Annotated in this window: 11 protein-coding genes and 1 pseudogene; 7 read left to right on the top strand and 5 right to left on the bottom strand. The window is 65.0% G+C overall.

Annotated elements, in window-relative coordinates:
* Window positions 1-504, bottom strand: a 504-nt coding sequence (locus HP546_RS17905) for a helix-turn-helix transcriptional regulator (RefSeq protein ID WP_172227954.1), incomplete at its 3' end; no start/stop codon positions are given.
* A gap of 491 nt (window positions 505-995) precedes the next feature.
* Between HP546_RS17905 and HP546_RS31450 the strand changes: the two genes are divergently transcribed.
* Window positions 996-1193, top strand: a complete 198-nt coding sequence (locus tag HP546_RS31450; RefSeq protein ID WP_256676265.1) for a hypothetical protein — start codon at window positions 996-998, stop codon at window positions 1191-1193.
* On the opposite strand, the gene HP546_RS17900 is transcribed toward HP546_RS31450, so the two are convergent.
* Both HP546_RS17900 and HP546_RS17895 read right to left on the bottom strand, forming a co-directional pair.
* Window positions 1144-2325, bottom strand: coding sequence for a multidrug effflux MFS transporter (locus HP546_RS17900; RefSeq protein ID WP_172227952.1), 1182 nt, complete (start codon window positions 2323-2325; stop codon window positions 1144-1146). The genes HP546_RS31450 and HP546_RS17900 overlap by 50 nt on opposite strands.
* 117 nt (window positions 2326-2442) lie before the next feature.
* Window positions 2443-2640 (bottom strand): heavy-metal-associated domain-containing protein, encoded by a 198-nt coding sequence (locus tag HP546_RS17895; protein ID WP_172227950.1) that lies wholly within the window; start codon window positions 2638-2640, stop codon window positions 2443-2445.
* A gap of 145 nt (window positions 2641-2785) precedes the next feature.
* On the opposite strand from HP546_RS17895, the gene HP546_RS17890 reads away from it, so the two are divergent.
* From HP546_RS17890 to HP546_RS31865, 5 genes and pseudogenes are all read left to right on the top strand, one after another.
* Window positions 2786-3172: a hypothetical protein gene (locus HP546_RS17890; protein WP_172227948.1), complete on the top strand. Its 387-nt coding sequence runs from the start codon at window positions 2786-2788 to the stop codon at window positions 3170-3172.
* Window positions 3173-3230: 58 nt separating this feature from the next.
* On the top strand, window positions 3231-5633 hold the full coding sequence (locus HP546_RS17885; RefSeq protein ID WP_172227946.1) for a heavy metal translocating P-type ATPase: 2403 nt from the start codon (window positions 3231-3233) through the stop codon (window positions 5631-5633).
* Complete coding sequence (gene cueR / locus HP546_RS17880; protein WP_172227944.1) at window positions 5630-6040, top strand: Cu(I)-responsive transcriptional regulator; 411 nt, start codon at window positions 5630-5632, stop codon at window positions 6038-6040. The genes HP546_RS17885 and cueR overlap by 4 nt, the downstream gene beginning before the upstream one ends.
* A 167-nt stretch (window positions 6041-6207) precedes the next feature.
* A pseudogene (locus HP546_RS31870) lies at window positions 6208-7293 on the top strand (sensor histidine kinase); the annotation flags it as partial.
* Window positions 7294-7383: 90 nt separating this feature from the next.
* Complete coding sequence (locus HP546_RS31865) at window positions 7384-8151, top strand: methyl-accepting chemotaxis protein (protein ID WP_372242445.1); 768 nt, start codon at window positions 7384-7386, stop codon at window positions 8149-8151.
* A gap of 45 nt (window positions 8152-8196) precedes the next feature.
* On the opposite strand, the gene HP546_RS17870 is transcribed toward HP546_RS31865, so the two are convergent.
* Both HP546_RS17870 and HP546_RS17865 read right to left on the bottom strand, forming a co-directional pair.
* Entirely contained in the window at window positions 8197-8967 is a 771-nt protein-coding gene (locus HP546_RS17870; protein ID WP_172227940.1) for a helix-turn-helix transcriptional regulator, read from the bottom strand.
* Window positions 8968-9107: 140 nt separating this feature from the next.
* Window positions 9108-10385, bottom strand: a complete 1278-nt coding sequence (locus HP546_RS17865; protein WP_172227938.1) for an acetyl-CoA C-acetyltransferase — start codon at window positions 10383-10385, stop codon at window positions 9108-9110.
* Between the two features lie 118 nt (window positions 10386-10503).
* Here HP546_RS17865 and HP546_RS17860 point away from each other — a divergent pair.
* Window positions 10504-11654: 3-oxoacyl-ACP reductase (locus HP546_RS17860; protein WP_172227936.1), on the top strand; the 1151-nt coding region annotated here is incomplete at its 3' end.

Here is an 11654-nt window from a genome sequence, read left to right as displayed (position 1 = left end):
ATGCGGCGCCAAGGCGTCGATGTACACCCCCACCTGAGCAAGCTGCGCCCGCCCCTCGTCACTTACCATCAACTGACGACCGCTGCCTTCCAGCCAACCGGCCACCACCAGGCGATGGTACAACTCACCCGCCAGCTCTCCGCCCAGGTGATCACCACAACGGCGTGCCCGGCGCATCGACATGGGCAACGGTGATACCGGCGCTTTGGGCCGTTCCCCCCTGGCGCTTTCAAGCTGCACGCTGGCCAGGGCCTCTACTGCCGCCCCGACCTGCGGGGTTGCCAGGCGGAAGTAGCGCTTGCGGCCCCTTGCTTCATGCCTGAGCAGACCCGCCGACGACAGCAACGATAGATGAGCGCAGGCCGACGACGAAGTCAGGCCGGTCATTACTGCAAGCTCATTGGCCAGCCGTGGCGTGCCATCGATCAGTGCCCACAACATGGCACTGCGCTTGGGGTCGGCCATCAGGCTGGCGATCTGGCTGATACTGCTGGCTGCGTTCATGTCCCTGTAACTCCCTGCAAGTTCACTGAGTGGATGCGATGGCCAACCCCTGGCAGGGAAGCACCTCTCGCTGGCACTGGCCTGGTTCGCCAGTATAAGCCGCAGCAAACAGCATTCCGGCAGACCGGTTCGGGAACAGACTCGCCGAAAAGCCACTGGGTATGCCTACCCATTGCATTCCGGACAGCGCATTGCAGGACCTTGCCAAAACCGCGTGAACAGGCAGCCCTGCGGGCCAGCGCAGAGGGACAGGGACGTGCTGAGGAGAAAACACCGAACGCAACTTCGGAAGCGGCCGACAAGCAACTTCCGCAAATAGCGCAATATAAAGCGAAAGGTTCCAGCTACTCGCAGGCAGAGAGGGGCAAGCAGCAAACGCGGCGCAAAAAAGGCTTCCGGCGACCGTCAGTCAGGACACTGATGAAGGTCATGGCAGGCAGGGGGCACAGCGCTACACTTGATCCGCTCCCCCCTTCAGGAGGTATGCCACGATGAAAATTGTCGTCAGCACCTCGAGCCGCAACCCCGCCTGCCCTTGGCAGGTGCAGCTCGATCAACATGTGGTGAGTTTCCGTAGCGAGGCCGAAGCGCGTGCTTTCGTGGCCACGCTGGAAACCCGCTTGCAGGCCCCTCACCCGCTCATGCGGGACGCCTGGCCTGCAAACGCCGGGTCAGCAGCGCGACACTGACCGCCAGTGCCCCGCACAAGCTGATCACCAGCGCCATCGGCACCGCACTGCCATCATGCAGCAGCCCGACCAGCGCCGCCGCACCCGCGGCCACGCTGAACTGCAGGCAGCCCATCAGTGCCGAGGCGCTGCCAGCCCGCGCGCCCTGCCCGCTCATGGCGCAGGCTGAAGCATTGGGGATGATGCAGCCCAGGCTGGCGATGCAGAGGAACAGCGGCACCAGCAGTGGCCATAGCTGTGCCGGTTGCAGTGCTGCCACGCCCAGCAGCGCCAGGCCCGCAGCCAGGTACATCCACACTGCGCGCGCCAGCAGGAACGCCGGCCCACGTTTGGCCAGCATGCGCGCGTTCACCTGCGCCACCAGGATAAAACCGGCGGCATTGGTGCCGAACAGCCAGCCGTAGTGCTCGGCTGGCACGTCGTAAAGCTTGATGAACACGAAAGGCGAGCCGGCGATATAGGCGAACATACCGGCAATGGCGATACCGCCGGTCAAGGCATGCCCGAGGAAAACCCGGTCGGCGAGCAGACGCAGGTACTGGCTCAAGGCACCCGACAGTGGCTGACGCGGCATGTCCGCAGGCAGGCTTTCTGGCAGACCCAGGCTGACCGCCAGCAGGCAGCCGGCACTGAACAGGCTCAAGGCCAGGAAGATCGACTGCCAGCCGGCCAGGTTCACAAGAACCCCACCCAGCATCGGCGCCAGGATCGGCGCCAGGCCCATGACCAGCATCAGTTGCGAAAAGACCTTGGCCGAAGCCACAGGGTCGCACTTGTCGCTGACGATGGCCCGCGACAGCACCATGCCGGCGCAACCGCCCAGCGCCTGGACGAACCGCGCCAGCACCAGGGTGTCGAGGTTGGGGGCGTAGGCGCACGCCAGTGAAGCCAGGGTGAACAAGGTCACGCCGAACATCAGCGGCTTGCGCCGACCAAAACGGTCCGCCACCGGGCCGTAGGCCAACTGCCCGATGGACAAGCCGAGGAAATAGGCGGCCAAGGTGGCCTGAACGTGTTTTTCGTCGGTGGCGAACGCCTGCGCCATGGCCGGGAAGGCAGGCAGGTAGAAGTCGATCGCCAAGGGCCCGAACGCACTGAGTGCGCCCAGGATGAGCACCATTCGCAGGTTCATCAGGAATCCATAGCAGGCTAAGCAAGTGGCTGATTCTACCTGCTGTGGACCCCATCAGTCTGAAAACATTTGCAACAAACCCGAGGGCGGCTGCGCCCCGCTCCCTCAGGCAATGGTTCAGGCCACTTCGGCCTGATAGCCCTCATCACGAATGGCCACAAGAATTTGCTCCTGTGCCAACTCACTCTGTACCCGCACCTGCCTGGCCGCCAGGTCGACCTCGACCTCGGCCGCACCATCCTGCGCCTGCACCGCTCGGGTCACGGCCTTCACGCAATGGCCACAGGTCATGCCTTGTACATTGAACACTTGCATGGGGTTACCTCCTTGATGGTTTCCGGCAGTCTCAAGCTTGCCATCGGGGCAAGGTCAAGGCCTGCCATGCGACACCTGGGGTGGAAATCCGCGCCCGCGTCGGCCAAGCTGCGCCTTTGGATGTCATGCAATCAGGAGATTTTTCATGTTCAGGGCAGCATTGGGCGTTGTCGGGCTGTTGAGCGCGCTGGCTGCGGTGCCACCGGCTAGCGCCGAAGGCAACTCGGACTACAGCGTGCTGATCATTTCCCGCGAGCGCCTGGAAGTGGCCAGCAGTTGTGAAATCGGCGTGTACCTCAACGACCAGCTCTCCGGCCGGGTGTTCCAGGAGCAGTCCACCTCGTTCAACCTGCCACCGGGCCCAGTGGATGTGCGCCTGCGCCTGCTGCCAGGGCAGATGCCGGGATGCAAAGCGGGTATCGAGGACCAGCGCAGCACGCGCTTGAACCTGCAGGCGGGCCAGATCAACAAATACCGCATCGCAATGGGGCACTATGGCCTGGAGTTGAAGCGAGCCAGCCTGGGCTATTGACCTTACCTGCGTGGCAAGGTTGATGCTGATGCTGAAGCCCTGTCCAAGGAGGAGAGCCATGCCCGCATCCACCACATACGACCTGCCGATCTCCGGCATGACCTGCGCCAGCTGTGCTGGCCGGGTCGAGCGCGCCCTGCGCAAGGTCACCGGCGCTGAACAGGTCAGCGTCAACCTCACCACCGAAAAGGCCCGTGTCCAGGCCCCGGCCAACAGCTTGGCGGCCCTGGTCGACGCTGTGCGCGAAGCCGGCTATGGCGTGCCTGTCCGCACCGTCGAACTGCAGATTGGCGGCATGACCTGCGCCAGTTGCGTGGCCCGTGTCGAGCGCGCGCTCGCCAAGTTGCCAGGGGTCGAGCAGGTCAGCGTCAACCTGGCCAGCGAACGCGCACACCTCGAAGTGCTCGCGGCCGTCGACGACAACCTGCTGATCGAAACTGTGCACAAGGCCGGCTACAGCGCCAGCCTGCCGCAAGCGGCCAAGGACGATCAACAGGCTGCCCAACGCCGCCTGCGCAATGAGCGCCTGGCAGTCGGCGCGGCTTTGCTGCTGGCCATGCCACTGGTATTGCCAATGCTGGTGCAGCCGTTCGGCCTGCACTGGATGTTGCCAGCGTGGGCGCAGTTTCTACTGGCCACGCCGGTGCAGTTCATTCTGGGGGCGCGCTTCTACGTGGCCGCCTGGAAGGCAGTACGCGCAGGTGCCGGTAACATGGACCTGCTGGTAGCCCTGGGCACCAGCGCCGGTTACGGCCTGAGCCTGTACCAGTGGGCACAAGCCCCTGCCGGCATGACACCGCACCTGTACTTCGAAGCCTCGGCCGTGGTGATTGCCCTGGTGTTGCTCGGCAAGTACCTGGAAAGCCGCGCCAAGCGCCAGACCGCCAGTGCCATCCGTGCCCTTGAAGCATTGCGTCCGGAGCGCGCACTGCGCGTAGTCGATGGCCAGGAAGAAGACGTAGCCATCACTCAGCTGCGCCTCGGCGACCTGGTGCTGGTCAAGCCCGGCGAGCGCTTTCCGGTCGATGGTGTGGTCGAAGACGGCAGTAGCCATGCCGACGAAGCCCTGATCAGCGGCGAGAGCCTGCCAGTGCCCAAGCAACCTGGCGATAATGTCACCGGCGGCGCCATCAATGGCGAAGGCCGGCTGTTGGTACGCACCCAGGCGCTTGGTACCGAGACCGTACTGGCGCGCATCATTCGCCTGGTAGAAGACGCCCAGGCCGCCAAAGCCCCGATCCAGAAGCTGGTCGACCGGGTCAGCCAGGTGTTCGTCCCGGCTGTGCTGGTGCTGGCGCTGATCACCCTGGTCGGCTGGTGGCTGGCGGGCGCACCGCTGGAAACCGCGCTGATCAACGCCGTCGCCGTGCTGGTCATCGCCTGCCCCTGTGCACTCGGCCTGGCCACGCCCGCGGCGATCATGGCCGGCACCGGCGTTGCCGCCCGCCATGGCATCCTGATCAAGGACGCCGAAGCCCTGGAGCGTGCCCATGCGGTCAACCGTGTGGTCTTCGACAAGACCGGCACCCTCACCTCCGGCAGCCCCCGGGTGGTCCACAGCCAGGCGCAAGATGGCAGCGGCGCCGACCTGCACCGCCTGGCCGGCGCCCTGCAGCGCGGCAGCGAACACCCGCTGGCCAAAGCGGTGCTGGACGCCTGTGCCGAACAAGGGCTCGACGTGCCGACTGTCGCCGACAGCCAGTCGCTGACCGGGCGCGGCATAGCCGGGCGTGTCGAAGGCCGCGAGCTGGCGTTGGGTAACCGCCGCCTGCTCGATGAAAGCGGGCTGCTGCCCGGCGACCTGGCCGCCAAGGCCCAGGCCTGGGAAGCCGAGGGGCGCACCCTGTCATGGCTGGTCGAACGCGGCACGCAACCCCGCGTGCTGGGCCTGTTCGCCTTTGGTGACAGCCTCAAGCCCGGCGCCGCGCAGGCCATCGACACCTTGCACGCACAACACATCAGCAGCCACCTGCTGACCGGGGACAACCGCGGCAGCGCCAAAGTGGTGGCCGACGCCCTGGGCATCGACGATGTGTATGCTGAGGTGCTGCCGGCCGACAAGGCCGCGACGGTGGCTGCGCTGAAGCAGGATGGCGTGGTTGCCATGGTCGGCGACGGCATCAATGATGCCCCGGCCCTGGCCGCCGCCGACATCGGCATCGCCATGGGTGGCGGCACCGACGTGGCAATGCAGGCAGCCGGTATCACACTGATGCGTGGCGACCCGCGCCTGGTGCCCGCCGCCCTGGAAATCAGCCGCAAGACCTACGCAAAGATCCGCCAGAACCTGTTCTGGGCGTTCATCTATAACCTGATCGGCATTCCGCTGGCTGCGCTGGGTTATCTCAACCCGGTGCTGGCCGGCGCCGCCATGGCCCTGTCCAGCGTCAGCGTGGTCAGCAACGCGCTGTGGCTGAAGGCCTGGAAACCCGGCACCACCCACCAGGAGGACGCCCCATGAACATCGGCCAGGCCGCCCGCCGCAGCGGGCTCAGCACCAAGATGATCCGTTATTACGAAGCCATCGGCCTGCTCAAGCCCGCCGCGCGCAGTGACAGCGGCTACCGCCTGTACCAGGCGCAAGACCTGCATAGCCTGGCCTTCATCAAGCGCTCGCGCGACCTGGGGTTTTCCCTGGAAGAGGTCGGCAAGCTGCTGACCCTGTGGCAGGACCGCCAACGCGCCAGCGCCGATGTGAAGGCGCTGGCCATGCAGCACATCGGTGAGCTGAACCGCCGCATCGAGGAACTGGTGAGTCTTCGCGATACCCTTGGCGAACTGGTTTCGCACTGTCAGGGGGACGACCGCCCGGACTGCCCGATCCTCAAGGACCTGGCCAATGGCGCTGCGGGAACCTGCTGTCACTGAACCGTCACAGCCGTTTGGTATGCCATAAGCGTCCAAACACGACCGAATAGTCACCAACCACGACTTTATCCAATAAATACAGGCGTTCTGGCTTCATAAAACCCGGATGTGGCCGATGCAGTTGCTACCTGCCTCATGTGTCGAAAACAAAAATCCCGGGAGCGTCGATGAGCATCAAACAGAAACTGACCTGGGCATTCGCGGTCATCGCCGGCTTGCCCATCGTCCTCGTGGCCACCCTTGTGGTCCTCAACCTGCGTGGCGAAGCCCGCGATGGATTCCTCGACGGCAGCAGCCGGGAAATCCGCCAGGTCAGCAACGCGATGAACATCTTCTTCCAGGGCATCAACCAGAACGTCGAGTACCTCGCTGCGCAGCCCATGGTCGCCGCCACCGGCAGCAACCTGAACAAGTTCACCAGTGCCAACCCGTCCTACGAGCTGGGCGAGCAGGACAAGCAGCTGCTGGAGTTCTTCACCCGCCTGGCAGACTCACACCCCAACTATGCCTATGTTTCCTACGGGGTCAGTGACGGCGGCTACGTCGGCTGGCCGGCCGGGCAGAAGTTCGTCAACTACGACCCGCGCCCCCGTCCGTGGTACCAGCTGGCGATGGCCAACCCGGGCAAGACCGTACGCACCGGCGCCTACTACTGGGCTGCCGACGACGCCGTGCTGGTCAGCACCGTGCGCGCCGTGGCCAACCAGCTGGGCAACCCCGGCGGCGTGGTCAACATCGACGTGTCGCTCAAAGGCCTGACCGAAATCGTCAAGCAGATCAAACTGGGTGACAGCGGCTACCTGATGCTGGTTGAAAGCAACGGCAACGTGATGGTCGACCCGCGTGACGCCGCCCACAACTTCAAGCAGCTGGCCAGCTTTGGCGACGGTTACGCCGAGCTTGCCAAGGCCGGCAAAGGCCTGGTCGAAGTCGAGCTCAACGGCGTGCGCTACATGGCCAACGTGTATCCCGACGAGCAACTGGGCTGGACCTTCATCGGCCTGATCCAGCAAAGCGAAGTGATGCAGACGACTACCCGGCTGACCTGGCTGATCGGCGTCATCGCCGTGGTGCTGGCGGCGCTGTTCGCCGTGGTCGGCGCGGCCTTCGCCAAGCTCATCGTGCGCCCGATCAACAGCGTCACCAACGGCCTGGAGGACATTGCCCAAGGCGAGGGTGACCTGACCCGCAACCTGGAAATCCGTGGCCGTGACGAAACCGCGCAACTGGCCAGCTGGTTCAACCAGTTCCTCGGCGCCATTCGCAGTCTGATCCAGCACATTGGTGCTGCCGCCGGCAAGATTCTCAGCACCTCCACACGCTCGACCCGCGTCTCCAGCGACATGGCCGAAGCGGCCGGCCGCCAGCGCGAAGCCGTGGACATGGTTTCCACCGCTTTCCACGAAATGGTCGCTACCGCCAACGAAGTGGCGCGGTCCTGCAGCCAGGCGGCGCAGTCGGCCGACAGCGGCCAGCAACAGGCGCGGGAAGGCCAGCAGCAGATTGATGCCGCCGTACATAGCGTCGACCGCCTGAGCCAGGAAATCGAGCAGTCGGCGCAGTCGATCCAGCAGCTGGAGCGCGACAGCAACGCCATTCAGTCGATCCTTGGCACCATTCGCTCGATTGCCGAGCAGACCAACCTGCTGGCCCTCAATGCCGCCATCGAGGCGGCACGTGCCGGTGAGCAGGGCCGTGGCTTTGCTGTAGTGGCCGACGAGGTACGGGCGCTGGCCAAGCGCACCGCCGACTCGACTGCCGAAATCGACGGCCTGCTGGGCAACCTGGCCAGCCGCACTGCCGAAGTGGCCGAGCAGATGCATGCCAGCCTGGAGGTATCGCAGCAGTCGGTCAGCCGTATCGGCCTGGCCCGCGACAGCTTTGGGCAGATCCGCGAGTCGGTGGATGTGATTCGCGACATGAATACGCAGATCGCCACGGCGGCCGAGGAGCAGCACCAGGTGGCCGAGGACATCAATCGGCATATCAGCCAGATTCACGGTGATGCGCAGCTGGTGGCCGAACTGGCCCAGGCGGCACGGGTGGACTCGGAGAGCCTGGCCGGGTTGTCCAATGAGCTGGATACGCTGGTGCGCAGGTTCCGCACCTGATGTGCAGCCAGTGCCGGCGAAGGGGCCGGCACTGGCGACCGATCGCTAAAGCTTCAACTCCCCTGGCGTTGCCCCGAACAACTGCTTGAACGCGGCAATGTAGGCCGAGGTGGAATCATACCCACAGCCCAGCGCCGCCTCGGTCACATTCTCCCCCGCCTCCAGCAACGCCAGCGATGACAGCAGGCGCATGCGCTGGCGCCAGTTGCGAAAGCTCAAGCCGGTCTCGCGCTGGAACAGCCGCATCAGTGTCTTCTCCGAACACCCCAGCTGCCGGGCCCACTGCTGCAAGGTTTGCGGCTGGTCCGGCGCCGCGATCAGGCCGTTGCACAGCGCCAGCAGCCCGGGGTGACGTGGCAACGGCAGCGAAAAACCTACTTCCGGCAAGCTGCGCAACTGGTCAAGCAGCACCGCTACCAGGCGTGCTTCGACGCTGTCGCCCTCCGGGTAATCCGCCGGGAACAGGCAGAACTGCTTGATCAGCTCGCGCGCCAGCGGGGTCACCTCCAGCACGCGGCATTGCTGCGCTGCCCATGGGCAGGCATCACGACGCACGTACAGGCTGCGCATCTCGGCGCGCATCGAAGTCACCACCTCGTGCTCGGCAATCCACACACCCCATTGCGGCGGGGCGAAGTAGCTGCCCTCATGGGTGTACACGCCCAGCACCCCGCTGATGGCGTAGGAAAACTGCACCCAGTCGTGCTGGTGCCGGGTCGTCCAGGAACCGGCGCCGAGGCTCTCCGAACGGGCGTAGAGGGGCCTGGGCAGATGATCCAGCGCCGGAAGGGCGCGGGGTTGTCCGATGATCGGCATGGCGGTTTCTTGTAGTTCTGAGCAGACAAGCCTAACAGTTTACCGCCTGCTTCGCCGGTGAACCCACTCCCACAGGGTTTCGCATAGTCCTTTGGGAGCGGGTTCACCCGCGAAGAAAGTCGACGCGGTAGCCCGAAGAATCACCGCTCCATGATGACAGTCACGCCCTGCCCACCCGCCGCGCAGATCGAGATCAGCCCCCGCCCCTTTCCTGCGGTCGCCAGCAGCTTGGCCAAGTTGGCCAATATCCGGCCGCCAGTCGCCGCAAACGGGTGGCCGGCCGCCAGCGAACTGCCCTTGACGTTGAGCTTGCTGCGGTCGATTGACCCAAGCGGCGCATCCAGCCCCAGCCGCTCACGGCAGAAATCGGCATCCTCCCAGGCCTTGAGTGTGCACAGCACCTGGGCCGCAAAGGCTTCATGGATTTCGTAGTAGTCAAAGTCCTGCAGCGTCAGGCCGTTGCGCGCCAGCAAACGCGGCACCGCATAAGCCGGGGCCATCAACAGCCCTTCGCGGCCGGTGACAAAGTCCACCGCTGCTGTCTCGCCATCGACCAGGTAAGCCAGCACCGGCAGGCCCTGCTGCGCAGCCCATTCCTCGGTGCCCAGCAGCACCAGCGAGGCACCATCGGTAAGCGGCGTGGAGTTGCCCGCCGTCAGCGTGCCCTGGCCACTGCGATCGAAGGCTGGCTTGAGCCTGGCCAGCTGCTCCAGGGTCAGGTCCGGGCGCAGGTTGTTGTCCCGCGCAAGCGAAAGAAACGGCGTCAGCAAATCATCCTGCCATCCCCCGGCATAGGCGGCGGCAAGCTTCTGGTGGCTGAGCAGCGCCAGTTCGTCCTGTTCGGCACGGCCGATACGCCAGGCCTGGGCCATGCGCTCGCAATGCTCGCCCATAGACAACCCCGTGCGCGGTTCGCCGTTGCGCGGCAACTCGGGCTTCAGGTGGTGAGGGCGCAGCTTGAGAAAGGGCTGCAGCCGCTCGCCCAGGCTTTTGCCACGGCTGGCCTGCAACAGGATATGGCGCAGGCCTTCGCTGACGGCAATCGGTACATCCGAGGTGGTGTCCACACCGCCGGCAATGCCGCAGTCGATCTGGCCCAGGGCAATCTTGTTGGCCACCAGCAGCGCCGCCTCAAGCCCGGTGCCACAAGCTTGCTGGATGTCATACGCCGGCGTCTGGGGCGACAACCGTGATCCCAGCACGCATTCGCGGGTCAGGTTCATGTCGCGCGAATGCTTCAGCACGGCGCCAGCCACCACCTCCCCCATTCGCAGCCCATGCAGGCGATAGCGTTCGATCAAGCCTTCCAGGGCGACGGTCAGCATCGCCTGGTTACTGGCCGTTGCGTAGGCGCCATTGGAGCGGGCAAAGGGTATTCGGTTGCCGCCCAGGATCGCTACCCGGCGAGATGAACGCATGCGTTGGTTCCTCCAGAAACAATTTGACCCGTTACAGCCTAGGTGTTTTTGCCATGATTCGAACGTGTCGACACAAACTTGGTCCACACTTTCAAGCCTGCCTTGCGGAGACCACTCAATGAGCGATCGTTATCTCGACTTTGCCAACTCCAACCTCGGGCGCCGGCTGGTGGATGCCTTGGGCCTGCCTGCACCCGCACCGCTGGAGCGCTGGCAGTCAGGTCGCCTGCGCCCGGTGGAAGGCGCCCTGGTGTTGGGTGGCGGACCACTGGCGGGCAAAGTGCAAGCCATCGCAGCGTGCCTGACCGACGAGCTTTACAGCTTCAATGCCGACGACCTGCAGGCCGAGGCCTGGGTCGCCGGCCTGGGGCCGAAGATCAAGGCCGTGGTATTCGATGCCAGTCATCTGTCCGACAGCGATGCGCTCAAGCAGTTGCGCGAGTTTTTCCAGCCACTGCTGCGCAGCCTCGCCCCCTGTGCCCATGTGGTGGTGCTGGGGCGGGCCCCGGAAAGCCTCGACAACCCGTTGGCCAGCGTCGCCCAGCGTGCCCTCGAAGGCTTCAGCCGCTCGCTGGCCAAGGAGCTGCGCAATGGCGCGACTGCACAGTTGCTGTATGTCAGCCCCGGCGCGGAAGACCAGCTGGAAGGTGCGCTGCGGTTCTTCCTGTCACCGAAAAGCGCCTTTGTTTCTGGCCAGGTGTTACGCCTGGAGGCCTGCGCCAGCCAGGTCGAAGACTGGACCCGGCCACTGGCTGGCCGTCGCGCCCTGGTCACAGGCGCTGCACGCGGTATCGGTGCAGCCATCGCCGAGACCCTGGCCCGGGACGGCGCCGACGTGCTGCTGCTCGATGTCCCGCAAGCCAGCCAGGACCTCGACGCCCTCGCTGCACGCCTGGGCGGCAAAGCGCTGGCGCTGGATATCTGCGCCAGCGACGCGGCAACACAGCTGCTCGCAGCCTTGCCAGAGGGCATCGACATCGTGGTGCATAACGCCGGCATTACCCGCGACAAGACCTTGGCCAACATGACCCCCGAATACTGGGACGCGGTGCTGGCGGTCAACCTCAAGGCGCCGCAGGTACTGACCCAGGCGCTGCATGACAACGGCGCCTTGGGGGAAGATGCCCGCATCACCCTGCTGGCCTCGGTGAGCGGCATCGCCGGCAACCGCGGGCAGGCCAACTATGCCGCCAGCAAGGCCGGCCTGATTGGCCTGGCCCAGGCCTGGGCGCCCAGGCTTGCCGAACGGGGTGGCAGCATCAATGCCGT

It is taken from the genome of Pseudomonas sp. CM25, assembly GCF_013179705.1.
GTDB lineage: Bacteria > Pseudomonadota > Gammaproteobacteria > Pseudomonadales > Pseudomonadaceae > Aquipseudomonas.
This window is presented reverse-complemented; position numbering and strand designations above follow the sequence as displayed.

Bases quoted from the DNA above. Each gene is read 5' to 3' on its own strand.
- HP546_RS31450 (WP_256676265.1), top strand. From the start codon at position 996: ATGAAAATTGTCGTCAGCACCTCGAGCCGCAACCCCGCCTGCCCTTGG.
- HP546_RS17900 (WP_172227952.1), bottom strand. From the start codon at position 2,325: ATGAACCTGCGAATGGTGCTCATCCTGGGCGCACTCAGTGCGTTCGGG.
- HP546_RS17895 (WP_172227950.1), bottom strand. From the start codon at position 2,640: ATGCAAGTGTTCAATGTACAAGGCATGACCTGTGGCCATTGCGTGAAG.
- HP546_RS17890 (WP_172227948.1), top strand. From the start codon at position 2,786: ATGTTCAGGGCAGCATTGGGCGTTGTCGGGCTGTTGAGCGCGCTGGCT.
- HP546_RS17885 (WP_172227946.1), top strand. From the start codon at position 3,231: ATGCCCGCATCCACCACATACGACCTGCCGATCTCCGGCATGACCTGC.
- cueR (WP_172227944.1), top strand. From the start codon at position 5,630: ATGAACATCGGCCAGGCCGCCCGCCGCAGCGGGCTCAGCACCAAGATG.
- HP546_RS31865 (WP_372242445.1), top strand. From the start codon at position 7,384: ATGGCCGAAGCGGCCGGCCGCCAGCGCGAAGCCGTGGACATGGTTTCC.
- HP546_RS17870 (WP_172227940.1), bottom strand. From the start codon at position 8,967: ATGCCGATCATCGGACAACCCCGCGCCCTTCCGGCGCTGGATCATCTG.
- HP546_RS17865 (WP_172227938.1), bottom strand. From the start codon at position 10,385: ATGCGTTCATCTCGCCGGGTAGCGATCCTGGGCGGCAACCGAATACCC.